20 protein-coding genes are annotated in these 25505 nt (G+C 38.2%); 5 read left to right on the top strand and 15 right to left on the bottom strand.

The window, feature by feature from the left end; translation table 11 throughout:
- Nucleotides 1–59: 59 nt before the first annotated feature.
- Nucleotides 60–1256 carry a glycine C-acetyltransferase gene (gene kbl, locus LIV57_RS16795; RefSeq protein WP_227943534.1) on the bottom strand — a complete coding sequence of 399 codons (1197 nt, stop codon included), beginning with the start codon at nucleotides 1254–1256 and terminating at the stop codon, nucleotides 60–62.
- Nucleotides 1257–1414: 158 nt separating this feature from the next.
- On the opposite strand from kbl, the gene LIV57_RS16800 reads away from it, so the two are divergent.
- Nucleotides 1415–2293: a cupin-like domain-containing protein gene (locus tag LIV57_RS16800; protein ID WP_227943535.1), complete on the top strand. Its 879-nt coding sequence runs from the start codon at nucleotides 1415–1417 to the stop codon at nucleotides 2291–2293.
- 71 nt (nucleotides 2294–2364) lie between these two features.
- Here the strand turns inward: LIV57_RS16800 and LIV57_RS16805 are convergent, their stop codons facing one another.
- The 8 genes from LIV57_RS16805 to LIV57_RS16840 form a co-directional block, all read right to left on the bottom strand.
- On the bottom strand, nucleotides 2365–4296 hold the full coding sequence (locus LIV57_RS16805) for a M1 family aminopeptidase (RefSeq protein WP_227943536.1): 1932 nt from the start codon (nucleotides 4294–4296) through the stop codon (nucleotides 2365–2367).
- Between the two features lie 83 nt (nucleotides 4297–4379).
- Complete coding sequence (gene dacB / locus LIV57_RS16810) at nucleotides 4380–5849, bottom strand: D-alanyl-D-alanine carboxypeptidase/D-alanyl-D-alanine-endopeptidase (protein WP_202838479.1); 1470 nt, start codon at nucleotides 5847–5849, stop codon at nucleotides 4380–4382.
- A 161-nt stretch (nucleotides 5850–6010) separates the two neighbouring features.
- The gene (gene priA, locus LIV57_RS16815) at nucleotides 6011–8458 is read right to left on the bottom strand and encodes a primosomal protein N' (protein ID WP_227943537.1); all 2448 of its coding nucleotides are present in this window, start codon (nucleotides 8456–8458) and stop codon (nucleotides 6011–6013) included.
- Between the two features lie 289 nt (nucleotides 8459–8747).
- The gene (locus tag LIV57_RS16820; RefSeq protein WP_227943538.1) at nucleotides 8748–9656 is read right to left on the bottom strand and encodes an AEC family transporter; all 909 of its coding nucleotides are present in this window, start codon (nucleotides 9654–9656) and stop codon (nucleotides 8748–8750) included.
- 245 nt (nucleotides 9657–9901) lie between these two features.
- A complete protein-coding gene (locus LIV57_RS16825) occupies nucleotides 9902–12370 on the bottom strand; it encodes a beta-mannosidase (protein ID WP_227943539.1) in 2469 nt (822 codons plus the stop codon).
- Nucleotides 12371–12489: 119 nt separating this feature from the next.
- Nucleotides 12490–13152 (bottom strand): copper homeostasis protein CutC, encoded by a 663-nt coding sequence (locus tag LIV57_RS16830; RefSeq protein WP_227943540.1) that lies wholly within the window; start codon nucleotides 13150–13152, stop codon nucleotides 12490–12492.
- A 14-nt stretch (nucleotides 13153–13166) separates the two neighbouring features.
- Nucleotides 13167–13727, bottom strand: coding sequence for a hypothetical protein (locus tag LIV57_RS16835; protein ID WP_227943541.1), 561 nt, complete (start codon nucleotides 13725–13727; stop codon nucleotides 13167–13169).
- Nucleotides 13728–13832: 105 nt separating this feature from the next.
- Nucleotides 13833–14828, bottom strand: coding sequence for an isoaspartyl peptidase/L-asparaginase family protein (locus tag LIV57_RS16840; RefSeq protein ID WP_227943542.1), 996 nt, complete (start codon nucleotides 14826–14828; stop codon nucleotides 13833–13835).
- Between the two features lie 148 nt (nucleotides 14829–14976).
- Between LIV57_RS16840 and LIV57_RS16845 the strand changes: the two genes are divergently transcribed.
- The 4 genes from LIV57_RS16845 (at nucleotide 14977) to LIV57_RS16860 (ending at nucleotide 18713) form a co-directional block, all read left to right on the top strand.
- Entirely contained in the window at nucleotides 14977–15555 is a 579-nt protein-coding gene (locus tag LIV57_RS16845; RefSeq protein WP_227943543.1) for a Crp/Fnr family transcriptional regulator, read from the top strand.
- A gap of 227 nt (nucleotides 15556–15782) precedes the next feature.
- Nucleotides 15783–16148, top strand: a complete 366-nt coding sequence (locus tag LIV57_RS16850) for a DUF3302 domain-containing protein (RefSeq protein ID WP_227943544.1) — start codon at nucleotides 15783–15785, stop codon at nucleotides 16146–16148.
- Nucleotides 16149–16153: 5 nt separating this feature from the next.
- Nucleotides 16154–17311, top strand: a complete 1158-nt coding sequence (locus tag LIV57_RS16855) for an HlyD family secretion protein (protein ID WP_227943545.1) — start codon at nucleotides 16154–16156, stop codon at nucleotides 17309–17311.
- Nucleotides 17312–17333: 22 nt separating this feature from the next.
- On the top strand, nucleotides 17334–18713 hold the full coding sequence (locus tag LIV57_RS16860; RefSeq protein WP_227943546.1) for a TolC family protein: 1380 nt from the start codon (nucleotides 17334–17336) through the stop codon (nucleotides 18711–18713).
- A 54-nt stretch (nucleotides 18714–18767) separates the two neighbouring features.
- Here the strand turns inward: LIV57_RS16860 and LIV57_RS16865 are convergent, their stop codons facing one another.
- The 6 genes from LIV57_RS16865 to LIV57_RS16890 all read right to left on the bottom strand — a co-directional run bounded on the left by LIV57_RS16865 (nucleotide 18768) and on the right by LIV57_RS16890 (nucleotide 25301).
- Nucleotides 18768–19256 (bottom strand): DUF6691 family protein, encoded by a 489-nt coding sequence (locus LIV57_RS16865; RefSeq protein WP_227943547.1) that lies wholly within the window; start codon nucleotides 19254–19256, stop codon nucleotides 18768–18770.
- 27 nt (nucleotides 19257–19283) lie between these two features.
- A complete protein-coding gene (locus LIV57_RS16870; protein WP_227943548.1) occupies nucleotides 19284–19847 on the bottom strand; it encodes a YeeE/YedE family protein in 564 nt (187 codons plus the stop codon).
- A gap of 3 nt (nucleotides 19848–19850) precedes the next feature.
- Entirely contained in the window at nucleotides 19851–21272 is a 1422-nt protein-coding gene (locus LIV57_RS16875) for an MBL fold metallo-hydrolase (protein ID WP_227943549.1), read from the bottom strand.
- A gap of 84 nt (nucleotides 21273–21356) precedes the next feature.
- Nucleotides 21357–22145, bottom strand: coding sequence for a sulfite exporter TauE/SafE family protein (locus LIV57_RS16880; RefSeq protein ID WP_227943550.1), 789 nt, complete (start codon nucleotides 22143–22145; stop codon nucleotides 21357–21359).
- Between the two features lie 241 nt (nucleotides 22146–22386).
- Nucleotides 22387–23028, bottom strand: coding sequence for a Crp/Fnr family transcriptional regulator (locus LIV57_RS16885; RefSeq protein ID WP_227943551.1), 642 nt, complete (start codon nucleotides 23026–23028; stop codon nucleotides 22387–22389).
- An 8-nt stretch (nucleotides 23029–23036) separates the two neighbouring features.
- Nucleotides 23037–25301: a family 20 glycosylhydrolase gene (locus tag LIV57_RS16890; RefSeq protein WP_227943552.1), complete on the bottom strand. Its 2265-nt coding sequence runs from the start codon at nucleotides 25299–25301 to the stop codon at nucleotides 23037–23039.
- Between the last annotated feature and the right edge of the window lie 204 nt (nucleotides 25302–25505).

Here is a 25505-nt window from a genome sequence, read left to right on the forward strand (position 1 = left end):
GGGCAGCTTTGCTGCCCGAGCCGAACATTATATTTTCATTGCTATACCCCATTCAATAATTAAGAGATCACTCCTAATTCTTTTCCAACCTTTTCAAAAGCAGCAATCGCTTTGTCCAGATGTTCTTTGGTATGGGCAGCAGATAACTGTACTCTGATTCTTGCTTTTCCTTTCGGTACCACAGGATAGAAGAATCCGATGACGTAGATGCCTTCATCCATAAGCTTTTCTGCCATTTTCTGAGAAAGCGGAGCATCGTAAAGCATTACCGGAACAATAGCAGCATCTCCATCAGGAATATCAAAGCCTTTCGCTTTCATTTCCGTTCTGAAATATTCTGCATTTTCCATTACTTTATCACGAAGAGAGGTATCATCTGAAATCATATCCAAGACTCTTAATGCAGCCCCTACGATACCAGGTGCCAGAGAGTTGGAGAATAAATAAGGTCTTGAACGCTGTCTCAGCATATCAATGATTTCTTTTTTACCGGAAGTAAATCCTCCCAAAGCACCACCTAAGGCTTTTCCTAAAGTAGAAGTGATGATGTCTACTCTACCCATTACTTCATTCGCTTCGTGAGTTCCACGGCCTGTTTTTCCGATGAAACCTGTTGCGTGAGAATCATCTACCATTACCAAAGCATCATATTTATCGGCAAGATCACAAACTCCTTTTAAATCTGCAACAATACCGTCCATTGAGAATACTCCGTCTGTAACGATGATTTTAAAACGGTGGTTCTTTTCAGAAGCGACAATCAGCTGGGCTTCCAGATCCTCCATATTATTGTTTTTATATCTGTATCTCGCGGCTTTACACAAACGAACACCATCAATGATTGATGCGTGGTTCAGTTCATCTGAAATAATAGCATCTTCTTCTGTAAACAGGGGTTCAAAAACACCTCCGTTGGCATCAAATGCAGCTGCGTAAAGGATGGTATCTTCAAGACCTAAGAAATCAGCAATCTTTTTCTCCAAATCCTTGTGAATATCCTGTGTTCCACAGATAAAACGTACAGAAGACATTCCGTATCCGTGAGATTGGATCATATCCTGCGAAGCTTTCATCACTTCCGGATGGTTGGATAATCCCAGATAATTATTGGCACAGAAGTTCAAAAGCTTTTTTCCGTTCGCTTCTATTTCTGCGCTCTGCTGAGAAGTGATGATTCTTTCTCTTTTGTAAAGTCCGTCATTCTCAATATTCTGAAGTTCGTTCTGTAAATGTTGAAGGTATTTTTCAGAGATCATTTTTAGTAATTTTTTAGATGTGCTAATTTACTAAAAAGGCAGTAAAATAAAACCTTTTATAAGTTTAATTCTAAAAAATTGAAAAGGCTTTCACTTTTAACATTATTAGTCTACAAATTTAGTAGGATAATATTTATATTTGTTTAAAATTTTAATGCATGAGATTAAAGCCGGTACAAAAAATAAAGACGATCAGTTCAGGAACCTTTATCAATAACCACATGAAGCCGGGAATTCCGGTTATTATTGAGGACTTTGTGCATCCGGAAAGTCCAGCTTTTAAAAAGTGGAATTATGAGTATTTCAAAGAGATTGCAGGAGATCATAAAGTCAACATCTACGGAAGTGAGCTTGATTCTTTGGACAGAGTGGCCAGTGATCCTATTGCACAGACTACATTTTCAGAATATCTGGATCTCATCCAATCTGCTCCCACCGAACACAGGCTTTTCTTATTTAATTTACTGAAAATAAAACCTGAATTGAAGAATGACCTCATCTACAATGATGTAACGAATGGTAAAATACTGAAATGGCTGCCCTTTATGTTTTTTGGAGGAGAAGGTTCTGTCACCAGAAATCATATTGATATTGACATGTCCCATGTTTTTATCACACAGTTTCAGGGAAACAAGAGAATCTGGCTCTTCCCGTGGGAACAGTCTGATTTTATGTATAAGCTGCCCTACAATTTCCATAGCCTGGCTCAGATTAAAAATCCTGATTACCAAAAATATCCGGCCCTTCTCTATTTAAATGGCTATGAAGCTATCATTCATCCAGGTGAAACCCTTTATATTCCTTCCGGCTGGTGGCATTATATTCAATATGATACAGAAGGTTATTCCATATCAGTAAGGGCACTGCCGTCAAGTCCGCTTGAAAAATGGCGTGGATTTAAAAATCTTGTGATCACCAGACATTTTGACAATCTGATGCGTAAAATATTCAAAGAAAAATGGTTTGAATACAAGGTGAAAACGGCCAGAAAAAGAGGAGCCAGAGCTGCAAGAAAACAAAGAAGCTTTCAAATCTGAAAGCTTCTTTTGTGATATTATGATTGATTATGGTAAAAGTAACCATTCATATACTTTACCGTTTGTTATTTTTAATGTTTGATAAATTTGATATTTTTTTCATCAATCGTAATAAAATAAGCTCCCGGAATCAATTCTGCTATTCCAATCGCTTTACCCGGCTGATACGTTCCTTTTCCAACCAGTTTTCCGTCTATGGCATGGATCGTAAAATCCACAGGCCTGTCAATTCCTTTCAGATTAATTTCATTTTTTGCAGGGTTCGGATACAAACCAAATTCTTCTTTCTCAACAGAAGAAACACTTAACGTATTATCCTGAACCACCGTAGAGTTTTTCTCAAGAATCTGGTATTCATAATTAAATTGAACACTTGCAATCGGGAATGTTACCGATTGTAAAAAGCTTTGATTATTAGATGTATTATTAAGCACAAAATAAGCGGTCTGACCCAAAGTTCCTGTTACTTTAATCGGTAAAGGCATTTCAAAAAAGCTAACGTTAGCACTGCTTTGCGTCTGAGAAACTTTAAATAAAGCCTGATTTCCGCCCTGCATCCACTTTATGGTGTACGTAGGATATCCTTCGCCATAAACCCAGTCATTGAAAAATTCTGTAAAGTCTTTTCCGGTAGACTGAAGCAAAGAAGCATTAAAATCAGCTGTACGCACATAGTTGTACGCCAGGTTCGGTCTCGCATGATAATCTTTAAGTGCCTGATAAAATGCAGTATCCCCTAAAATCCATTTCAGCATTCTCAAAACATATCCTCCTTTAGCATAAGACAATCTGCTGTCAAATATTCTGTTGATGCTGGAAAGTCCGGAATCCGGGACATAAACACTTCCTGTTGTACTTGCGGTAATGTAGTTGGACTGGCCTTGTAAATAATTCAGAAACTCTGTATTGGTCATCAATAGTTTTTCATTGGCAAGATGCTCTCCAAAAGTTGCAAAGCCTTCATTCATCCAGATATCATTCCATGCACCACAGGTTACTTTATCACCAAACCACTGATGGGCAAGTTCATGGGCAATAAGCTGTTTGCCCCAACCTCCCATGGAAGACATGGTCTGATGTTCCATTCCTCCGCCAAACATAAATTCCATGTGTCCGTATTTTTCATTACGGAAAGGATAAGAACCAAAGTAGGTTTCAAAAGTATTCATTACCTGTTTTGTCCAGTTAATATTGGCTATACTGGTGGCATTTGAATTCGTGGAAGGATAAATATAGTTCACAAAAGGAAACGGAGGATTTCCGATGGTATCATTAAGCTTAACAAAATTGGTAATGGACAACGCTATCAGATAAGCCGGTGTAGGATACATCGTTCTCCAGAACGTAAGTTTGGTGTTTCCTGTAGGAAAAGTTTCAGACATCAGTTTTCCATTGGCTGCCACGCTGTAGTTTGATGGAGTTGTAATTTTAAAATCAAATCTTTCAATTTTATCATTTAAACTTTGCTTTGTCGGAAACCAGTCCTGAGCGCCATAAGGTTCATTCAAAGTAGAAAGAACCGGAGTTCCGCTCTGAAGAGCAGTTTTGAATGCATCATTACTTGTGGACGGTGCTCCTGCATAATAAATGGTAAGAGAGTCCAGTGTATTGGCAGGAATAGAAGCTGGAAAATCAATCTTCAGTTCTTTTGAAGGAAGCTGCTGAAAGCTTGTAATGTTAGTTCCATGATATTTCACCTGAGAAACCGTTAATGAATTGGAAAGATCAAAATAAATGCTTCCCATACTTTGTGTAGGTTTGAAATGTGAAGTTACCGAACCGGAAATATTATACACTGCAGGATCAAGGCTGACGTCCATTCTCTGATACTGTAAATCGTAATTCAGGGTATTGGGATTGATATTCCCGATATTCATCTTTTGGGTGAAGGATTTTTTCTCTTTTTCGATTAATCCTTTCATATCCGTATTTTGCCTTTGCTTCTGGCCATAAAATTGTTGAGACAATAACAATCCCAACACCAAAAGGTACAATTTTGTCATGTTTAGAAAAATTTAATCAAATATAAAAAAAACCTTTTAATCCATGATTAAAAGGCTGTTATAATATATAAAATAAAAAATTTTTAAAGATCCAGTGCGGGTTCAAGAATTTTTTCCATTCTTTTCTTCACCATATCTACTGATCCGGAATAGTTATTCACCATTAAAGAAAAAACCAACGTTTTTCCTGAATTGGTTTTCAGATAACCGGCTAATGTTTTTACTTTATTCAAAGTTCCTGTTTTCGCAAAAACTTGTCCGTTCCCTCCTGCATTGAACATTCTTTTCAATGTTCCGGATTGTCCTCCGATGGGCAGAGAAGTCAGATAAGATCTGTAGTATTTCTGATCCATCAGAGAAGTAAGAAATTTCACCTGAGAAATCGGGGTTACATTATTACTTCTTGAAAGTCCGCTCCCATCAATGTAATTAAGTCCAACCATATCAAAACCTGCATCTTTCAGGTGATTAGTCACCACGATTCTTCCGGATTCTGAAGTCTGGTCGCCCATTTTCTGATATCCTACCGTTCTTAACAAAGCTTCTGCCAGTGAATTATCACTGTGCTGGTTGGTATAATAAATAATATCACTTAAAGTAGGTGATTTATATGCTGAAAGCATTTTTCTGTTTTCAGGGGCTGCATCTGTCATTTTCGGAGTTACTTTTCCGGTAACAGGAATTCCGCTTTTCATCAGTGTTGTTCTGAAAGAGTTGGCAAGGTAAGCCGGTGCATCAGGAAGTTTGGTTGTTAAAACTCCGTTTCCTTCGTATTTATCAGCATATACCATCTGATGATTGTAGGGAGAAACGTAGAAAAATTTCTTTTCTGTAGAGAAACCACCTTTTTTAACGATCAGTTTTTCGTTGGCCGGGTTGATATCGCGGGTACTTCCTGCCGGCAAATAATAGTTATTGTTTTCCAACCATACAACATTTTCCGGAAGCACTGAAATATTGCCTTTGAAAAGCGCTGTCTGAATGATAATATCACCATTTACCTTTTTGATTCCCTCTCTTGAAACACCGCCTACGAAATCTGAAATAATATCTCTATAAGATGCTGCACCTGCTTTGTTTGTTCCCAAAGAAGGGTCTCCGCTTCCTATTACATAAAGATTTCCATTCAACACTCCGTTTTCATCTATAGTTCCTGAGTACTCCAGCTGAGTCATCCAACGGTAGTTTTCACCCAGCATATTTAAAGCCGTTTCCGTTGTCAGTAATTTGGTTGTAGAAGCAGGTACTAAAGGAGTATTTTCGTTGTACGAAGAGATAACCTTCTTCGTTTTCGGGTCATACACTACGAATCCCCAGGTTGCATTTTTCAGCACAGGATCCGCCATCATTGTGTTTACATTAATGTCTACCAGTTCTTTTGCTGACAAAACAGTTTTCTCCACTATCGTACTAACGGGTGAAGGCAGGTTTAAACTGCTTTTCTGATTGTCATAATTCTGGGAATAAAGAACGGTAGAAACGGTAGATTGAGCCAGGAAAAGACCAGAAGCCAACACCGCCGCACTTGAAATATATTTTCTGAAATTTACCATCTATCTTCTTTTTGTTCTGTAGTTTTGACTCTATAAAAAATGAAAGGTTAAATCATTCAGTAAAAGAGCCAAACACTTAATCAACGTCCAAAAGTAGAAATTATTGTTATATAACGGACCACCGCCCCGTTATAAAAGAGTGTAAAGTTTGTTAAAAATTGTTAAAAATCAACAAAAACATCTTTTTTAATGCTTTGATATGCAGTGATTTCATCAAATTCTTTCAAACTTATCAAAACCATATTTTTGAATTTCTCGTAGTTTTTCCCACGGGGAAGCTTCAGCATAATCTGGAACTGATAGAAGTTATTCAGTTTTGCAATCTGTGCTCTTTCCGGACCTAAAACACATTCTTCAGGAAGATACTTTCTAAGGATTGAACCCAGAAACTGTGATGCCCGGTCAGCTTTATCCTCTCTTCTGTGTTTCAATTCAATCATAATCAGCTTGGTGAAAGGCGGATAATGGAACTTCTGACGTTCTGTAAGGATATATTTATAGATCTTGGCAGGATTATTCATCTTGATGAGCTGAAATACAGAATGATCAGGATTAAAGGTCTGAATAAGGATCCTTCCTTTTCCCGAAACCCTTCCTGCCCTTCCTGAAACCTGCGTGATCAGTTGATACGCTCTTTCTTCTGCTCTGAAATCCTGTACATATAATAAGGAATCTGCTTTTGGGATGGTAACGAGTTCAATATGATCAAAATCCAGTCCCTTGGAAATCATTTGGGTACCTACAATAATATCTGTTTCTCCGTCCTCAATCTTTTCATAGAGTTTTTCGTAGGCAAATTTCTTACGCATAGAGTCCACATCCATCCTGTCCACCTCATTTTCCGGAAACAGCCTGGAAACTTCTTCGTGAATCTGCTCTACACCCACTCCTCTTTCGTTCAGCTTTTCAGAATTGCATTTCGGGCAGGTCTTCGGTTTTGAAGCTCTTTGTCCGCAGTAGTGGCATTTCATTTCATTTGCCGCTTTGTGATACGTCATGACCACATCACAATTCGAACAGTAGTTCACATAGCCACAGCTTTCACATTCTATGACATTGGAATAACCACGGCGGTTGTGAAGGACAATCGCCTGGTTCTTTTCATCCACCGTTTTCTTTATCTCTTCAATAAGCTTCAGCGAGAAATTTCCAGAAACCTTTTTAGATTCCTGAGCTTCTTTGAAATTGATCAGTTCGTATTCCGGCAAATTAACATTCCCGAATCTTTCATTCAGGAAAACATATTTCATTTTATCTTTCCGGGCACTGTAGTAGCTTTCGACTGATGGGGTAGCCGATCCCAGAATGACTCCGGCTTTATACATCCTGCCTAACACCAGAGACGCGTCTTTTGCATTAAAGTAAGGAGATACTTCCCTTGGCCTGTAAGCAGAATCATGTTCCTCATCAACGACAATAAGCCCCAGATTACGGTAAGGTAAAAACAAAGCATTACGGGTTCCGATCAGAATGCGGATGTCGTTCTGCTTAATTCTTCTCCAGACTTCCACTCTTTCAAAATCAGTCAGTTTCTGGTGATAAAAACCGAGCTGCCTTCCATACTTCTTCTCTAATCTCTGGGTGATCTGTTTGGTAAGCGAAATTTCCGGAAGCAAAAACAAAACATTCTTTCCGTCACGGATGCATTCATCAATTTTCTCTAAATAGATATGGGTTTTCCCTGATGAAGTAACACCATGAAGCAGGACATTTTTCTCTTCTTCAAAAGCTTCATCAATTTCAGCTTTTGCTGTTTTCTGCTGTTCGGATAGTTCTTCAAGCTCCTCGATTTCTCCTTCATAGCTTTCAATCCTGTCTTTCTGCATAAAGTATTCCTCCACAAGACCTTTGTCTGCCAAAGGTTTGAAGTGGGAACTTCCGAAATAACCGTCTTCAAACAGTTCAGATTTTTTGATGGGAACATCAGGATTTTCTGTCTGTTTTTCCAGAATAAGCAGGAAAAGATCTTTCTGTTTCTGCGCTCTGTTCAGTTTTAAAAGAATATCCGTAAGATTTTGATTAGCCAGAACCTCATCATTAATTCTTACATAAGCAACTTCCCTGGCTTTATACTTTTCAGCAATTTTCTCATCAATTTCAATGTACTGAAGATCAATCAGAGAATTGATGGTTCTGATGATATCTTTTTTAGGAATAAAAGCTTCGATATCCGTCAGATTGATCAGCTGCCGCACTTCCAAAGCCTGAATCAGATACATTTCGTTAACATCCAGATTTTCAAAATCAATAACAGCTCCGGGTTTTAATTTTAAATAGGTTTCACTTTCCAGTTTTAAAGAAGAAGGGAATGAAAACCGGTAAATCTCTCCAAGGCTGCACAAATAATACTCTGAAAGCCAGTTCCAGAAATCAATCTGTTCCTGAGGAAGAATCGGCTGATCATCCAGCATACTGATGACTTCCTTGGCTACAAATTTTTCCGGTGCATTATCATGAAGCTCAAACACGATTCCCGTATAGATTTTCTTTCCGCCAAACGGCACCAGAACACGCATTCCGGGCTGGATTTCAGACATCATTTCTTCAGGAACTTTATAAGTGAAAGATCCTTTCAGGTTCAGGGGTAAAACAATTTGAGCGTATTGCAAGGGAAATATTTAAAATGTAAAATTAGATTTTTCCTGAGAGAACTGCAACTTTGTGGGGATTCTTTCGTAATCTTTAACCAAGAACCTGAAACTGCATTCTATTCTTTACTTTCTCCTTATTTTTGTCCATTCCATAGGAATCTAACCCATTCAGATATTTTTTAATGTCTAGAATTACATTGATCGAAAACAATGATATGACAGGCTGGATTCCTGCTGAATGACAAAGCGTATGGATAAAAGATCAACACAAATTCAGAAAGGATCGAAGATAAGGATTGATGAAAGACTAAAAAAACAGTTCCGTAATCTGATACCAGAATGCAGAGGTAATAAATCCGACAATGATACTGACTCCAATGATCAGATTCGTCAGTTTTGTGTTCAGCCTGAACTGTTCTGCAATAATACTTGAAGTAACCAAAGTTGGCATGGCTGCTTCAAATACTGTAATTTTTGCCACGTCTCCTTTTATTCCGAATAACAAAGCCATTCCCAGAACAATTGCGGGTGCCAGAATCAATTTATAAAGCATCGACATAGACATTTGAGGAATCAGTTTTTTCCATCCGTTGAATTTCAGCTGTAATCCAACTGAAAACAGAGCTAATGGACTTACTGTTGCTGCCAGCTTATCAAAAAATGGCTCAGCAACAGTAAAGTCAATAAACTGAGACAATACCAAAGCAGAAATACAGCCAATTAATGGTGGAAATGTTATTAATCTCTTTAAAATAAATGCCGCGCTCACCTTTCCTGATTTACTTCCCCCTTTTACTGCAGCAATAATTCCCAAAGTAGAAAGCGCAAAGAACATCGTCTGGTCGCAGATAATGGCGATACTCAGAAGCCCTTCACCATAAAAAGCACTGATTAATGGAAATCCGATGAATGAAGTATTACTATATCCGCTTGCCAGTTCTAATGTACTTCTGGAACGCCTTGAATATCCCCTGCTCTTACTGTAAAACATCATAAAAAAGAAACAGAACACAGAAATTAAAAATGTGGCTGCAATCGGGAACAGCATTTCTGTTGTCCATTTTACTTTGGGCAGATATTTAAACGAAACTGCCGGAAGAGCAAGATAAAGAATCCAGGTATTGATGCCTTTGTGAGCATCGGGGTGGATAGATTTTGTTGCTTTGAATACCATTCCTGCAATGATACACACTGCAATCAGAACAAAATTTACCATAACTGTAATAAAATATGAGGCAAATTTACGGCTGATTTTTGAGTTGGAGGGGTAAAATTTATATTTTTTTCGGTAGAATTTCTAATGAAACTTTTCTGCTTTAAACCTTATAGGTTTTGAAACCTATAAGGTTTAGAGATCTACCTGCCGGAAATTTATAACCCTTGTCAAGGTTTTAAACCTTGACAAGGGTTGACTTCTGACTTCTTAAGAGTTTTTTTCTTATTATCAATTACAATTGACTATTACTCCTTCATCACATCCCAAAGACTCATCACCTCTATATTTTCCAAAGGTTTTGAAAGGGTAATCCTTTTTGAAGTTCCCGGAAGCAGGTCAAAGAAATTATCGCTGAAATGAGTATCACCGATTAAATAAATGTCCTTAGCCAGCGTATCTGTTGAAATTTCAATTTCCGTGGGTGATATTTTTCTGATTTTAATATCAGGTTGTAAGAGTTTCAGATCTTTTGGTTTACTAAAGAAAAACAGCTTTTCGAATTTTGTATCTTTTTCGGAACTGATTTTTAAAACAGCTTTAGACAAATCAAACTGACCCAGTTCTGATTTAATGATACTTCGTATTTTCTTACTTACATCAGCTTTTACATTATCTGACTGATTGCTTTTCCAAAGTATTTTTCCTTTGAAATCAATCAATTCAAATTTTGTCTCTGTTTTCAGTTCTTTCAAGAGATCGCTTATCAGATAGATATCGTAGCTTTTTTCGGTTTCCGCTATTGATACCAAAACAGGTTCAAAGCTTCTTTTCGCCTGATAATGGAAGGCTTTCCAGTTTCCAAGGTAATCAATAGAAGACCAGGAAACCACCGGCCAGCAATCGTTAAGCTGCCAATACAGCGTTCCCATATTATAAGGTTTTGCACGGCGGTGAGCTTCAATAGCGATCTGCATTCCTCTTGCCTGCAAGAGCTGTGAAACGTAGTTGTATTGTACAAAGTCCGTTGGAATTTTGTAATCACGCTTCAGATATTCATTAATAATGTCCCAGCCACGGGCGTGCTTTTCGTGAGCTTTTATCGTTGGATTCTGAAGGTTTAATTCCGGAACTCCGGAAAACATTGATTTTGTCGTTTCAAGGGTTGGTGTACCCTGAAAGCCATATTCAGACATGAATCGTCCAACTTTTTCATTATAAACTTCAAAGGGCTGCTCTCCCCACCAAACGCCCCAGTAATGAGAATCTCCTTCGGTAAGACTTTCCTTATGTCCCCAGCCAATGGACGGAGAACTCGGCCAGTATATATTTTTATCAGAAGAAAGGTTTTCCGCCAATGCGTTTGGAATAACATCATGAAACAGTTTTTTGTAGTCTTTCCAAACCTGCAATGAATCGCTTTTTGAATAGTTGAACTGTTTCTGATATCCCCAGTTAACAATCGCTTCATCAATTTCATTATTCCCGCACCACAAAGCGATGGATGGATGATTCTGAAGCCTGCTGACCTGATCTTTTACTTCTTCTTTTACATTGTTTAAAAATGCTTCATCTGCCGGATAAAAGCTTCCCGCAAACATAAAATCCTGCCATACTAATATCCCGTTTTCATCACAGGCTTTGTAAAATTCATCATCTTCATAAATACCTCCGCCCCAGATACGGATCATATTCATATGGGCTTCTTTGGTATCCCTGATCAGTTTCTGGTATTTTTCTTTGGTCATTCTGGGTGAAAAGCTGTCTCCCGGAATCCAGTTGGTTCCTTTGATATACAGTGGTTGTCCATTCACTTTAAAATAGAATGATTTTCCCTTTTCGTCTTTTTCCTGAATCAATTCAATGGTCCTTAAACCTATCCTGATATTTTTAGTATCAATATTTTTCTGATCTTTATATAGTTTTACTTCAAAATCATAAAGATGAGCTTCACCTCGTCCGTTTGGCTGCCAAAGCTTCATCCCGCTTGTTTCATAAGGAACCGATATTTTATTTATCCCCTTTTTTAAAGATATTTTTTGGTGAATTTTATTAAGATCCAAGGTATAATCTCCATCATTTTGAGCATAAATTTCAACTTCAAAGCGCAAATTATCAGAAGTGCCGGAAACTCTTTTCTGAATATCCTTAACCGTAATAATTTTAGCATTATTCCAGAATTCCAGCTGGACATCTTTCCATATTCCTGCAGTAACCAGTCTTGGTCCCCAATCCCAACCGAACTGGTATTGTGCTTTTCTTACAAAGCTTCTTGGTGATTCCGGCATAGTGAACGGAACTTTTTTCGCTAATTCCTTTCCGGTATTCACAGCGGATGTAAATTTAATCTGCAATGTATTATGACCCGGTTTCAGATATTGTTTCACTGGAATATTCCATTTTCGGAACATATTATCTGTTTTCTTCAGCAGCTGACCATTAAGATAAATTTCAGAAAATGTATCCAATCCGTTAAAAACCAGATCAGTGTTTTCATTCTTCAGTTCATGGGGCGAAATAGTAAATGAGGTCTGGTAGTCCCAGTCTTCATTTTCAACCCATTGTACTTTCTTTTCATTTTCATCCTTAAAAGGATCAGGAATGATCTTATTATCCATTAAATCCAAATGAACGGTTCCCGGAACTTTCGCAGGAAACCAGTTTGAGTCTTTTGAGTTTTTAAACTGCCAGTTCTCCGAAGACAAGCTTCTTTGTGAAAACTGTGCGGAAAGGATATTCTGCATAAAAAGGAAAGCAAAAAGGGTCGTTCTATTCATCAATAAATTTGTTTTGAATCGTTATCATACCAGTGATTTTGTCATTCCGAGAAACGAAGGAATCTCTATTTTATCAGTCTAGATTCCCGCTACGCTTGGAATGACAACCAGAGTGCATATTATTTATTCTTCAATGCAACCACTTCATCCACATTGGCAAAAGCCCCACCATCCGTAATGGCTGAAGAATGGAAGTAACCCGCATGGGTAACTGCTCTAATCTCTTCAATATTGGATGAACGCAGACCACCTCCGACAAGGATTTCTATTCTTCCGTTGGATAACTCAACAAGCTTTTTCAGATTCTCTTTTCCTTCTGATACATTGGGTCTCTGACCGGAGGTAAGAATGGTTGTAAAACCACAGTCGATTACTTTTTCCAGAGATTCTTCCAGGCTTGCAGCACGGTCAAAAGCACGGTGAAAAGTACATGGAAGCGGTGCGGCCAACTCTACTAAAGCTTTATTCTGTTCTATATTAACCTCATCATTTTCATCCAGAATACCGAATACAAAACCATCTGCATGTAATGATTTTAAATGAACCAAATCATTTTTCATCTGTTCAAATTCCGAATCTGAATACGTAAAATCTCCACCTCTCGGACGGATCATCACAAAAATCGGGATTGTAATTTTTTCACGAAGCTTCTTCATCGTTTCGAAATCCGGAGTAGTTCCGCCTTCACTGAGTCCATCACATAATTCTATTCTGTCTGCCCCATTTTCAAAAGCGATAATCGCTGATTCAGGATTAAAACAAGCTATTTCTATTTTTGACATTGTATTGTATCTATTTAATTTGATTTTGGTTCTTCCTGCAGTACATCTGCAATCAAAAAAGAACCGTTTTCTTTTACTACTTTTATTACTGACGGATATTCTGCTTTAAAATTTTTGTCTGTCAGCACTACATTGAAGAGATATTCATCTGTTGAGGAGAGTTCTAAATCACAGCTTCCAACTTCAATTTTATCCCAATCCTGTGCTGCAATCAGAAAGCCCGCTCCAACACCTGCTTTTCTTACATCAAATCTGGTTTTCCATTTATCCTGAAATTCTTTTTCAGTAAGGCCTCCGCTTACATCCAGGTCAACATTCATTGCATCCATTTTATAATCGAAGTAGTCTTTGGTTGTGATTTTCCGCATATTCTTTTCTTCACTTCCGATATCGGCTTTAAAGTAATCTACAATACTCTTTTCCAGCCATTTCTTAGCATCTTCTGCCTCATTGGACTCATTATGCAAAACTACTTTTTCTTCTATCTGTACTGGTTTTACATCTGTCTTAATCTCCTTCTTTTCTTCCTTACAAGCAATAAAGAGTAATAAGGAAGCAATGATCGTTTTTTTCATATTTGTTTTTATGTTTTGGCTAAAGCTACCAGGTGTCATTGATTTGTTTAAATGGGCTTCCTTCGTCTATGCTCAGGATTATAGCCCGTTCCTATTGAATATTAATTATTTCAAAGCAAATTCAGGCTTTTCAAGGCGGTTTCCTTTCTGATCGTACACCGCAAAGTTGAATCCATCCTGAATACAATAAGACCCATATTCTCCCTGTTTATTGATGGCAATAAAACCTACCTGAATATCTTTCAGATTTTTGTTTCTTCGCTGATTGATTTTTACAATTCTCTCTACAGCTTCTTTACAGGCTTCCTGAGGGCTTCTGCCTTGTCTCATCAATTCAACTACAAGATGTGTTCCTACCGTTCTTATGACTTCTTCACCATGACCTGTTGCCGTAGCTGCTCCTACTTCGTTATCAACAAACAGGCCTGCTCCGATAATCGGGGAATCTCCTACCCTGCCATGCATTTTGAAAGCCATTCCACTGGTAGTACAGGCTCCGGAAAGATTTCCTTGTGCATCCAAAGCGATCATTCCGATGGTATCATGGTTTTCAATATTGGCAATGGGCTTGTATTGGCTGGTCTTTAACCATTCTTTCCATTCTTTTTCTGATTCAGGAGTGAGAAGATTCTCTTTTTTAAAACCTTGTGAAAGGGCAAACTGCAGTGCACCGTCCCCAACCAGCATAACGTGGGGTGTTTTTTCCATTACAGCTCTTGCAACCGAAATCGGGTTTTTAACATGTTCCAGACATGCTACGGAACCGATATTATAATTCTCATCCATGATACATGCATCCAGCGTCACTCTTCCGTCTCTGTCCGGACGGCCTCCATATCCTACACTTCTTTCTTTCGGATCTAGTTCTACAAGACGTACTCCCTTTTCTACGGCATCCAAAGCCCGTCCTCCTTTTCCAAGGATGGTCCATGCTTCTTCATTGGCTTTTAATCCGAAATTCCAGGTGGAAAGAACGATAGGTTTATTGATGATTTTTTTACTTTCAGGTCGTTCTGCGGCCATTAGTTCTAAAGGGTTAATGGTAAGTGCTGCGGTTGCAATTCCCAGTTTTTTGATAAAACTTCTTCGGTTATTGTTCATTGGATGTAAGAATTATTTAATACAAAGCAAATATCTTAAAAAAATCCGTTGTAAATCTTATGGTTTTCCCACTATTTTTCTTGGCAATTTTTTATTATTTTTATAATGGTTATTTTAATTAATATATATGTTTAAAACCTTTAGAAAAATGGATTGCTTTAAGGAATTATCGGATGAAGAAATCCAGGTCCTTGCAAGCATCAGTACTCCCAAGCTTCTTCGGAAAAAAGAAAAACTGTTAGAGCCAGGTCAGCCGTTTAACCATTTATTTATATTGACCAATGGTCTTTTGAGATTTTTCTTTGATGATGAAAACGGAGTTGAAATTAATACTTTTCTGCCCTCAGAAAAAGAGGTTGCCTTTCTGGAGAGTCCGGAATCTTATTCTGCTGAAGGGACTAAAAAGTATACCATACAAGCTGTGATTGATTCTCAGATTATTCTTTTTAACAAAGGTGAATTTGAGCAGACTGCCTTTCAGCATAAAGGAATTTACAATTTGTATTTGAAATCGTTAAAACAGATTATCAGCATTTTATCAGCACGTACAGAGCAGTTCTGCAGGAGCTCGCCGCTTTCCCGTTATGAAGATTTTCTGAACAGCCATCCTTTTGTCTGCCAAAATGCCAACAGAAAATATATTGCTAATTTTCTGGGCATTACACCCAATTCCCTTTCCCGTATTACTGCCAGGGACAATAAAAAAAAGAATCAAGGAAAAAAATAACTTAAGAATATTTTTAATTGTTGCATTCAGTATAATTTTGTCCGGTCAAAAACTTGTTCTTCACACATAAAAAAACCAAATGAAAAAAAATATAATCATCTTCAAAGCATTCCATCTTATAGAATAGTCTTTACCTCTTAACAGGATTAATATGTGATTGTCCGGATATTCATCGGGATCTGAATCTGTATTTTCTTAAGTCAAAATTTTATTACCATTATATATTTATGCAAAGAATAACCACCATTCTCTGCCTGTTACTGGCATGCAATTTTGCTCAGGCATCTACAGGCAATATTGAAGACAAAATAGCTGACGGAGCATCCTGGCTAATCCTGCTTGTATTGCCTGCTGCCGGAATTTATCTCTTCTGGAAACTTCATATTTATCCGGAAAAGGTAGCAGAAAAGAAAAATCATCCTCAACTGAACGCTATCAAAAGCATGTGCCTTCTTTCTCTGGTCTTTGGCGGCCTTTTATGGCCGGTTGCCTTAATCTGGGCCAACTATGATTATGGAAACCAGACAACTCCTGAAAAGGAAACAGACAACACAAATTTACCTGAAGAAGAATTTAAACCCATCGAAAATTAAAAGACATGCTGGAATTACTAGTTGCAATATATGCCGGTATTTGCTGGCTTCTCATTAAAAAATTAAAATTGATCCCGTGGACATTTACCACACAGGTAATAGTGTATTCACTGCCTATTTTCGGATCTATCGCCTTGATATTGAGTTTAAATTATTACTGTCCTATTACCTCTGATGTAAAGGTAGGAAACAGAAGTGTGGATATCACAACCCAGGTTTTGGGAAAGGTAAAAAAAGTATATGTAAGTACCAACCAGGAAGTAAAAAAGGGAGATACTTTATTTATGCTTGACAGGGAGCCCTATTTACAGGAAATTAAATCACTGGAAGCTAAACTGAGCAGTATGAAAGCCACTGTACATTCTTATGATGCAGACATTTCGGCCTCCAGAAAAAATATTACGGCATTACAGTCGCAGCTTGATCTTGCCAACAAAAGAGTATCTCAATATCAGGAGCTTGTACAGGCTGGAGCTGCCAACAAATTTGATCTTGAACAGGCGATAACCAATGCACGTGATCTGCAATCCAGAATCAGTGCTGCACAGTCACAACAGCAGTCTTTGGAAACAAAATCCAATGCTTCTTATGGTGGAGAAAATTCATCAGTGTCTGAGATCCAGGCTAAGCTGGAACAGGCTAAATGGAATCTCTCCCAAACCGTTGTTCTGGCACCTACAGATGGTGTAATTCCGAATGTTCAGCTGAATGAAGGAGCTATTATGGCACCTTTCAAATCTGCATTTGTTCTGATTCAGAAACAACAGTCAGTCATTGGATTTTTTGCTCAGAATGAACTTGAAACCGTAAAAAAAGGAAATGAAGTAGAGCTTGCTCTTAAAACAGAACCTGGAAAAGTGGTAAAGGCCAGACTTGAATACGTCATCGATGCTACCAGCCAGGGGATCATGAATAATGCAGGAGGAATGCTGGGCGGAAACGGTTCTACAGCCGGACTTCCTGATACGGCAAGACAATTGCCGGAAACCGATGGAAAGCTTATTGCCAAATTTGTACTGGAAGACAATCAGAAGCAGCTTACAGTGGGAGCAAGAGGAACTGCGGTTATTTATTCTGACCACATTAAACCTCTTCATCTTATCAGAAAAGTAATGGTGCGTATCAACAGCAAAATCAACTTCCTGATTCCTAAACTTCATTAACATGTATAAAAAGTTAATTTTAGTGAGCATACTTGCTGGATCCTTAAGCTCCTGCATCGGTTATAAAGAGGCTACGAAGGAAAATATAGATCAGCTTAAAGAAAAGAGTGAAATTGCTTCTCATATACAAATTCCTGATGACTGGATTTTTGACAGAAAGGCTGGATCAAAATCAATTTCCTACGACTGGATCAATGATCTTAAGACCTCACAGCTGGAAGCCCTGGTTAAAGAAGGAATGTTATACAATGCAGATCTTATTATTGCCAGAGAAAAGCTTAACCAGATTGAGCTGGCAATGGAAATTGCCGGAAGCGACCTTTATCCAAGCGTAAGTGCTGTAGCCAACACTTCGAATAATCTGGTCAGTGGCAGCCAGGTTCAGCGCCTTGCGTTAAAAGCCAATTGGGAAATTGACCTTTGGGGTAAAAATAAATCGTCACAGATGGCCAGCACCAGCAGTTATTTTTCTGCAAAACATCAGAATACACTGCTGCATCAGTCTATTGCAGGAATGATTGCCAAAGCTTATTATCTGAATATTGCAGGAAACATTCAGGAAGATAAGATTGAAAGCTATATTCAGAAGACCAAAGACCTGGAAAAACTCTACATCATTCAAAAGAAAGTTGGAACGGCAAATGCTATTGATGTGTCCAATATTTCTGCCGAAATTATTTCCCTGCAGGGGTATCTTGAAAAGATTAAAAATGCCAATATGCAGTCGAGAAGGTCTCTGGAGCTTCTTACCGGAAAGTATCCGGAGGGAAAACTGGCAACCCAGAATTTCTTTAATTCTGTAAAAAGCAGTATTCCGGAATCTTTTCCTCTGGAACTTCTTGAAAACCGATCAGACATACAGGCGAGTCATTTCCAGATCGAAAAGGCTTTTTATGAAGTACAGGAAGCTAAAGCGGCAAGACTTCCTTCATTAAGTATCAGTTCTTCACTTGGTAGTGCCGGAAGTAATGTGGAATCCATTAATTCTTTATTTTCCAATCCTTTGGTAAAAGTAGGCGGAGGATTAGTTTCTCCGCTATTCAACGGTGGAAAGCTGAAAAAGAATGTGGAAGTAAAAAATTCCCAGCAGAAACAGGTTGTTGAAGAATATTCAAAAGCTGTTCTGAATGCATTGAACGAAGTGGAATCATCTTTAGCTAATCTCCGTTCTATTGAAAAACAGATGGCTTATACAACCAACGCTGTCAATGAGCTGAAAAACAATATTTCTCTAACTGAGAAACAAATAAAGGTCGGTACCAGCAACAGTTTTGTACTGATCCGTAAACAGAGGGATCTTTTGAAAAATGAAATGAACCTCATCAATCTGGAACTTCAGTACAGAATAGAGCGCATTAATCTTTATATGGCTTTAGGTGCGGAGAATTTTATTTATTCATAATTTTTATACTTGGAGAGACTGCAGAAATACTCTGCAGTCTTTTTTATAAAGGTATCAATGAGGCAATTTGTCTCTGAAATATCCATATACCCACGTTCCGGCAATAGCGCTCAGTAAGGTAACAGATACGGCTAAAGCACCCGTCCCGATCTGAGCAAAAAGAGGTCCCGGACAGGCTCCGGTTATCGCCCAGCCAAAACCAAAAATCAATCCACCGTAGATCTGACCTTTGTTGAACTTTTTAGGGGTCAATGTAATAGGCTCCCCATACATTGTTTTTATTTTAAATTTTTTAATCAGCCCTACTGAAATGATTCCTACCAATACAGCACTTCCAATAATTCCGTACATATGGAAAGACTGCAGGCGGAACATTTCCTGTATTCTGAACCAGCTGATCACCTCTGCTTTCACGAAAATAATTCCAAAAATAATTCCGGCAGCAAGGTATTTCAGGTTGTGATACCATTGGTGAGTAAGGACACTTTCGTTCACACAAACAGTATCCTGATGGCCTATATCGTTTTCTTTTTCTTTGCTCATAATGTAAACTTCTCTTTTTTAAATTACTTATAGGGATAGAATGGCAGGCAGAATAAGATTAGCCATTAAAAATCCACCGATCATGAAACAGACTGTTGCTACCAGAGATGGCCACTGCAGGTTGGAAAGTCCCATAATGGCATGTCCGCTGGTACATCCGCCCGCATATCTTGTTCCGAAACCGACCAAAAATCCTCCCACTACCATCATGATAAATCCCCTAAGGGTCAACAGGCTTTCGAAATTCATCAGTTGTAACGGAACCAGATTGCTGTAATCTGTAATTCCGTAGCCTGCCAATTCTGCTTTCAGGTCAGTATTCACTGTTATTTCATTGGGATTCACCAAAAATTGGGATGTAATCAATCCTCCGAAGAAGATTCCCAGTACAAAAAATAAATTCCAGGCTTCTTTTTTCCAGTCGTATCTGAAAAAATTCACATTGGCCGGAACACAGGCTGCACAGATATGTCTCAGCGAGGAACTGATTCCAAAGGATTTATTTCCCATAATCAATAAGGCAGGGACGGTAAGACCAATCAATGGCCCGGCAACATACCACGGCCAGGGTTCTTTTATAATTTCTAACATTTTTTAATTCAATTTATTTAAAATTTTAGTCTGACACACAAAATCACTTGTAGGAACATTTGTGGAGGCAATGGCTTTAAAACCACCTTCAATTTCTGAAAAGTTTCTGTAGCCTCTTGCCTGAAGGATACTCGCTGCCATTGTGCTTCTATAGCCGCTTCCACAATGCATGTAGAAATGTTCTGCTGGCTCTATCTCATGAATCCATTCATTGATATAGGCCAGAGGTTTACTGTAAGCTTTGTGAATATGTTCTGCATGGTACTCACTCTCTTTTCTTATATCAATAATTTTTGCTTCTTTCTCTTTGATTTCAGTTTCAAACTGTTCTGCAGAGATACGGTTGACAAAGTCTGTTTCTTTTCCGCTTGTTTTCCAGCTTTCAAAACCTCCATCCAGAAAACCTAAAATATGATCAAATCCTACTCTACTCAAACGGGTTACCGTTTCTTCTTCAGCTCCTTTTTCAGTGACCAGCAGAATAGGCTGGTTGACATCAGCAATTAAAGCACCCACCCAAGGAGCAAAATCACCGTCTAATCCTATATTGATGGACTGCGGGATAAAACCTCCGGCAAATTCACGATTGGATCTTACATCTAAAATCAAAGCTCCTGAGGCTTCAGCAATTTCTTCAAACTGTTCCGGAGCAAGGGCATGCAACCCTTTTAAAAGTACTTCATCAAAACTGCTGTACCCTTTTTTATTCATCATCACATTCATTCCGAAATACGCTGGTGGGGGTAAAAGACCATCCGTTACTTCTTTTATAAAGCTCTGTCTGTCCTTTTGATTCAGGGCATAATTGGTTCTTTTTTGATTTCCGAGAGTATCTACGGTTTCTTTCTGCATATTTTTACCGCAGGCTGAACCGGCTCCATGAGCTGGATACACCGTAATATCATCATCTAAAGGCAAAATCTTATGATACAAACTATCATATAAAAGTCCCGCCAGTTCTTCCTGGGTCATATTGGCTCCTTTCTGTGCGAGATCAGGGCGCCCCACATCCCCGAGGAATAAGGTGTCACCACTAAAAAGAGCTTTTTCATTACCACTTTCATCCATTAAAAGGTAACATGAACTTTCAAGAGTGTGCCCCGGTGTATGAAGAACTTTAATTTTAATATCTCCTAGTTCAAATATCTGTTCATCTTCTGCAATAACTGCATTAAAGGCGGGATTGGCTGTTGGCCCGTAAACAATCGGAGCTCCGGTTTTATGGCTTAAATCCAGATGTCCGCTGACGAAATCTGCGTGAAAATGGGTTTCAAAGATGTATTTCAATTCTACTCCATCTTCTTTCAGTCTGTTGATATAAGGCTGAGTTTCTCTTAAAGGATCAATAATAGCAGCTTCTCCTGCTGAGGTAATATAGTAAGCCCCCTGAGCAAGACATCCTGTATAAATCTGTTCTATTTTCATTATATTTTATTTTTTATTCTGTTATCTGTTACAAATCTCCTTCTTTCCTTTTTCCTGTACAGCTACTTTTGTTACATAAGAAAATTAGAGGAAGATTTCTTTCGTAATAATATAAATACCCATGATCAGGATAAACCACCCGAATGCGGGTTTCAGCTTTTTACCGTCAATTCTTTTGGATAATTGCGAGCCTATTATAATTCCGGTAATAGCAATGGCTGTAATAGAAATCAGAAACTTCCATTCTATTTTCACATGGTTTACAGAGGAAAGAAAACCAATCAGAGAATTGACAGCAATGATGACTAATGAAGTTCCTATCGCAATCTTCATGGGAACTTTTAAAAGATTGACTAATGCAGGAATAATCATAAAACCGCCTCCAGCACCTACCAATCCCGTTAAAACACCAACTATTGAACCCTGTCCGGCTGCTAGAAAAGCATTATTCTTAGTGCTTTCTAAAGATTCTTTTGAGGAATTTCTTTTAATCATTTTATAGGAAGCAAGAATCATCAAACCGGCAAAAACCAGTAATAAAAAAATGTTCCTGGTAATGGTAAAATTGTGTATTTGAAGTATTTCTTCAGGAATCAGAGGAAGAATATATTGTCTTGTCAGAAAAATCGAAATTACCGAAGGTATTCCGAACACCAGCGCCATTTTAAAATTGACCAGTCCTTTTTTAAAATACGATACAGAACCTGCAATACTGCTCATCCCCACTATAAAGAGGGAATATTCTGTTGCCAGAAAAGCATCGATTCCAAAGAGATAAACAAGTACGGGAACGGTGAGAATACTTCCTCCTCCTCCGATTAACCCCAGAGAAATGCCTATTAAAACTGCCGCTGTATATCCTATAATTTCCATTTCTATTCAAATAATTCTGATACAAAAATGGAAATATGAATGAAAGTCTACAGCTACTTTTGTTACATAAGGAGTTTTTTAACACGAATGAACATTAATGGTTTCCCAAAGAATACAAAGGGTTATTGTGAGGAATATTGGGATTGCCTGCCTATGACCACCCCGTCAAAAATTCTTTGAATTTTTGCCACCCCTCCGGAGGAGGGGAATATGAGTACCTTCGATTAAATTGAGGGAGAACTTATGAGTTCAGGGTTTTCAGGAGCACGATTTTATTTCTGCCCAGCTTGAGTCTTCCGTCTTCTTCCAGCTGTTTGAGGAGCCTGGAGACCACTACTCTTGCTGTTCCCAGCTCATTGGCCAGCTGCTCATGGGTTGTATGAATGGTTTCAGAACGGGTAAGCTCAGATTTTTTCTGCAACAGGTTGAGAAGTCTCTGGTCTACTTTTTTGAAAGCAATGGCATTGATGATATCCAAAAGTTCTTCAAATCGTTTATGGTACAATCTGAAAATATAGTCCAGCCATTCCGGATGTTCTTTGATGAATAAAGACACCTTGTCTACCGGTAAGAAAAGTATTTCCGCATCCTCTTCTATCTCTGCTTTTACGATGCTTTTTTCATTGTGCATGCCACCCAGAAAAGACATGATACAGCTTTCTCCGGCTTTGATGTAGTATAATAAAATTTCACGTCCGTCTTCTTCAGTTCTGATCACTTTCAGCATTCCTTTCATCACAATAGGAATGGAGCGGATGGAAGCATTTTCATCTAAAATAATGTCACCTTCATAATAATTTTTCGTTGTACCATACTGATACAGCTTTTCTACCAGATCTGGTGATGATGAAAATTCGGAAGAAAGTATGGTATCGTCCTGCATTTTTTATTCTAATTTACACCAATTTCATCAACAAACAACCATGCTTTGGAATCTGCTCCGGGATTTCCTGCGGGAATAATACCTGCATTTTCAATCGTTACTTTCAGGTATTTTGTATTCTGTGTTCCCACATTCACTTTGATTTTTCCGCCGGCCTTCTGAATTTCAGGTGTTCCGATCTCTTTAATCAGTTTGAAATTCTTATTATCATCAGAAACAAAAATCTTTGCAGATTTAGCCAGATGAATCCAGCTTCCTTTATTCTCAAGGGTATTGAAGTACACTTCTGTGAAGGCTGTTTTCTGACCAAAATCTATGGTTGCCACCACATCTTTACCCTGAAAGCCCAGCCATGTTTTACCCAGCTGTTTTACATTTCCGATAATTCCGTCTACCAAAGTGAAAGCACCTCCAAAAGAATAATTTTCATTGGGTTGCTGCTCAAGCGTTATATTTTTCCCCGTGGTTTTTGAAATTGTAAATTGTTGTGTTGAAACAGCACTCTTTAGTTGCCCGTCTTCAAAATAGGCTGACTTAATTGTTAAAGAATTAGGAATCGGAACTGCATTCTGGTATGTTTTAGAATTAATAGAAGGGTTTGTTCCATCCAGCGTATATCGGATACCGTTTGAGTTTTGTGAAGTGGAAAGCTCGTAAGCAATGCCGTTATTGGAAGGAATTACTTTTCCGGTGATGTTATAAATGCTTCTCGCATAATTCACCTTCATATCATCCAGAACTTTAAACTGGCTGATCACTCTGTTTTCAAATTCTTTATAGTTTTTAGGATCTGAAGTTCCCCATCCCACTTCGGAAAGCGCCATTAATCTTGGGAAAATCATGTACTGTACCTGTTTGAAATCCAGAATATATTCCGTCCACAGATTAGCCTGAACTCCCATGATGTATTGGGCCTGTTCTGCATTCAGTTCGGAAGGAACAGGATTGTAAGCGTATACTTTTTCCAAAGGAGTAAACCCTCCAAAAGCATTAGGTTCAGACTGTGGGTCTCCCTGATAGTGGTCAAAATAACAGTAGGCACCGGGAGTCATTACAGCAAAGTGTTTTGATTTTGCGGCTTCAATACCTCCGTTCACGCCTGTCCAGCTCATTACGGCCGCATTCGGAGCTAATCCGCCTTCTAAAATTTCGTCCCAGCCAATAATTTTTCGGCCTTTGCTGTTGACATATTTTTCAATCCGTTGAATAAAATAGCTTTGTAAGCCATGTTCATCTTTTAAATTATTTTTCTTAATCAGTTCCTGGCAGTGCGCACATTCCTTCCATCTTGTTTTCGGGCACTCGTCACCACCAATATGAATGTATCGGGAAGGGAATAATTTGATGACCTCATCCAGAACATTTTCCAAAAAGGTAAAAGTTTCATCTTTCGGACAGAAAACATCATCAAAGACCCCCCATTTTGTAGCAGGTTCAAAAGGACCTTTGGTACATGCCAGTTCAGGATATGCAGATAAAGCTGCCAATGCATGCCCAGGCATTTCTATTTCCGGAACCACGGTAATATGTCTGTCCTGAGCATATTTCACTACGTCTTTTATTTGTTCCTGTGTATAAAAATAAGGACCGTAAGGTTTTCCGTCAAAAGTATTATCCACATAAGCCCCAATCATGGATTCTTTACGTTTTGAACCGATCTGAGTAAGCTTAGGATATTTTTTGATTTCAATTCTCCATCCCTGATCATCTGTTAAATGCCAGTGGAAGGTATTCAGTTTATACATTGCCAGATAATCTATATACTGCTTCACTTCATCTACTGTGAAAAAGTGGCGGCAGACATCCAGGTGCATTCCTCTCCAGGCAAACTTTGGCTGGTCTTCAATTTTTAAGGCAGGAATTCTCTTACTTTCCTTATATTGTCCAAAAACCTGAACAAGTGTTTGCAGTGCCAGAAAGTATCCTTGTCTGGTGTAAGACTTTATATGTATCTGTTTTGGAGAAATTTCTAATGAATAATATTCCTTTTTCTGTTCAGCATCTTTGCCTGATGCCTGAGGAATTATAGAATTCGTTAAATGAATATCACCACCTTTCTTAGCATATTGAAATTCTACCTGAGAACCTATTCTCTTTTTGAAATATTCTGTTTCCTCTTTTGGCAGGTTACCGCTTAGTACGAAAGTTTTTGGGATTACAAATTCTCCTTTCAAAAGCTCAACTTTTTGAGGATAAGGGATCAGGTTTAATTTATTCTGGGCAAAAATCACATTTGAAATCAATATAAATAATACTAAAAAAGTCCGTATCATAAGATGTGGTTAAGGTTTGAGCTAAGATAATTATTTTTCAAAACTCTTTAAGCCTTTTTTTAAAACAAATTAAAGACCTTATGGGTTGGGATCCCTATAAGATGAAGTATTTACAGCTTTTAAATCATTCTGTCTAGAAATTATTCTATGAAATACGGTTTATTATGGTTTGTTTTTTGATCAATTTAGTCGACTTAAAAAAAA

It is taken from the genome of Chryseobacterium sp. X308 (assembly GCF_020733145.1).
Classification (GTDB): Bacteria; Bacteroidota; Bacteroidia; order Flavobacteriales; family Weeksellaceae; genus Chryseobacterium; species Chryseobacterium cupriresistens.

Excerpts from the sequence above, each read along its gene's own strand:
- kbl (WP_227943534.1), bottom strand. The coding sequence starts at position 1,256 with ATGATCTCTGAAAAATACCTTCAACATTTACAGAACGAACTTCAGAAT.
- LIV57_RS16800 (WP_227943535.1), top strand. The coding sequence starts at position 1,415 with ATGAGATTAAAGCCGGTACAAAAAATAAAGACGATCAGTTCAGGAACC.
- LIV57_RS16805 (WP_227943536.1), bottom strand. The coding sequence starts at position 4,296 with ATGACAAAATTGTACCTTTTGGTGTTGGGATTGTTATTGTCTCAACAA.
- dacB (WP_202838479.1), bottom strand. The coding sequence starts at position 5,849 with ATGGTAAATTTCAGAAAATATATTTCAAGTGCGGCGGTGTTGGCTTCT.
- LIV57_RS16820 (WP_227943538.1), bottom strand. The coding sequence starts at position 9,656 with ATGGTAAATTTTGTTCTGATTGCAGTGTGTATCATTGCAGGAATGGTA.
- LIV57_RS16825 (WP_227943539.1), bottom strand. The coding sequence starts at position 12,370 with ATGAATAGAACGACCCTTTTTGCTTTCCTTTTTATGCAGAATATCCTT.
- LIV57_RS16830 (WP_227943540.1), bottom strand. The coding sequence starts at position 13,152 with ATGTCAAAAATAGAAATAGCTTGTTTTAATCCTGAATCAGCGATTATC.
- LIV57_RS16835 (WP_227943541.1), bottom strand. The coding sequence starts at position 13,727 with ATGAAAAAAACGATCATTGCTTCCTTATTACTCTTTATTGCTTGTAAG.
- LIV57_RS16840 (WP_227943542.1), bottom strand. The coding sequence starts at position 14,828 with ATGAACAATAACCGAAGAAGTTTTATCAAAAAACTGGGAATTGCAACC.
- LIV57_RS16845 (WP_227943543.1), top strand. The coding sequence starts at position 14,977 with ATGGATTGCTTTAAGGAATTATCGGATGAAGAAATCCAGGTCCTTGCA.
- LIV57_RS16850 (WP_227943544.1), top strand. The coding sequence starts at position 15,783 with ATGCAAAGAATAACCACCATTCTCTGCCTGTTACTGGCATGCAATTTT.
- LIV57_RS16855 (WP_227943545.1), top strand. The coding sequence starts at position 16,154 with ATGCTGGAATTACTAGTTGCAATATATGCCGGTATTTGCTGGCTTCTC.
- LIV57_RS16865 (WP_227943547.1), bottom strand. The coding sequence starts at position 19,256 with ATGAGCAAAGAAAAAGAAAACGATATAGGCCATCAGGATACTGTTTGT.
- LIV57_RS16870 (WP_227943548.1), bottom strand. The coding sequence starts at position 19,847 with ATGTTAGAAATTATAAAAGAACCCTGGCCGTGGTATGTTGCCGGGCCA.
- LIV57_RS16875 (WP_227943549.1), bottom strand. The coding sequence starts at position 21,272 with ATGAAAATAGAACAGATTTATACAGGATGTCTTGCTCAGGGGGCTTAC.
- LIV57_RS16880 (WP_227943550.1), bottom strand. The coding sequence starts at position 22,145 with ATGGAAATTATAGGATATACAGCGGCAGTTTTAATAGGCATTTCTCTG.
- LIV57_RS16885 (WP_227943551.1), bottom strand. The coding sequence starts at position 23,028 with ATGCAGGACGATACCATACTTTCTTCCGAATTTTCATCATCACCAGAT.
- LIV57_RS16890 (WP_227943552.1), bottom strand. The coding sequence starts at position 25,301 with ATGATACGGACTTTTTTAGTATTATTTATATTGATTTCAAATGTGATT.